The organism is Vibrio sp. YT-18, assembly GCF_033337345.1.
GTDB lineage: Bacteria > Pseudomonadota > Gammaproteobacteria > Enterobacterales > Vibrionaceae > Vibrio > Vibrio alginolyticus.
The window spans coordinates 1-1,572 of sequence record NZ_JAWOQO010000083.1; the positions used below are offsets into that span (position 1 = coordinate 1).

Consider the following 1,572-nt stretch of genomic DNA (forward strand, 5'->3'; position numbering starts at 1 on the left):
AATTACTTTGGCGAACACCCACACGAGAAGCCACGCATTATCTGCGAATACGCACACGCGATGGGTAACGGGCCGGGTGGTCTGACGGAATACCAAAACGTGTTCTATGCGCACGACCACATTCAAGGTCACTACGTTTGGGAATGGTGTGATCACGGCATTCTAGCGCGTGATGAACACGGCCAAGAGTTCTACAAATACGGCGGCGATTACGGCGACTACCCAAACAACTACAACTTCTGCATGGATGGTCTGATTTACCCAGATCAAACCCCGGGCCCAGGTCTCAAAGAATACAAACAAGTCATTGCACCGGTGAAAATCCGCGCCGTCGAAGGTTGCCATGCTCGCTTCATCGTTGAGAACAAATTGTGGTTCTCCAACCTCGATGATTACACCATTACTGCTGATGTGCGTGCCGAAGGCGAAACCTTGCGTAGCGTGCAGTTTAAAGTCGAAGCACTGGCCGCAAACAGCGCTCGTGAAGTAAGCATCGACTTACCAGAATTGGATGAGCGCGAAGCCTTCATCAACTTCACCCTACGCAAAGACAGTCGCACGCTTTACAGCGAAGCCAACCATGAAATTGCGGTGTATCAGTTCCAACTGAAAAACAAGTCCGCGACGTTGCCTGCGCTGGTCAACCACAATATTCAACCCTTGCTGCTTGAAGAAAGCCGCCTAGAGCATGTGATCACAGGTCATAACTTCACGCTTACCTTCTCCAAAGTAAACGGCAAACTGACTTCTTGGCGCGTAAATGGCGAAGAGATCATTCAATCTGAGCCGAGACTAAACTTCTTCAAACCGATGATTGATAACCACAAACAAGAGTATGAAGGTTTGTGGCACCCAGCGCATCTGCAAATCATGCAGGAGCACGTCCGCACACTTGCTGTGGAAGCAACTGATGATTCCGTCTTGATTACAACCACCAGCATCATTGCGCCGCCGGTCTTTGATTTTGGCATGCGTTGTACCTATCGCTATCAAATCAATGCTCAAGGCCATTTGAACGTGGAACTGAGTGGCGAGCGCTACGGCGACTACCCTCACGTGATTCCGGTCATCGGCTTGGATTTGGGCATCAACGGCAGCTTTGACCAAGTGAGCTACTACGGTCGCGGCCCAGAAGAAAACTACCAAGACAGTCGCCAAGCTAACCTCATTGATGTTTACCACACCAATGTGGCGGACATGTTCGAGAACTACCCGTTCCCGCAAAACAACGGCAACCGCCAACACGTGCGCTGGGCATCGCTCACCAACCGTCATGGCACAGGGTTATTGGTGAAACCTCAGCAAGAAATCAACTTCAGCGCGTGGTTCTACACCAACCAAAATCTGCATGAAGCGCAACATACGATCGAGCTAGAAAAGAGTGGCTACATCACCCTTAACCTTGACCATCAAGTGATGGGGTTAGGCTCGAACTCATGGGGCAGTGAAGTGCTCGACTCTTACCGCGTGTACATGGACGAGTTCCGTTACGGTTTGACGCTGATGCCACTGCAAGCAGGCGATTGCAACGCACAAGTGATGGCAAACCATGATTTCGACAACGCGTTTTTC

General features: G+C 50.6%; 1 protein-coding gene. It reads left to right on the forward strand.

The window, feature by feature from the left end; translation table 11 throughout:
* Nucleotides 1-1,572, forward strand: a 1,572-nt coding sequence (locus R7M72_RS24465; RefSeq protein WP_318056384.1) for a glycoside hydrolase family 2 TIM barrel-domain containing protein, incomplete at both ends; no start/stop codon positions are given.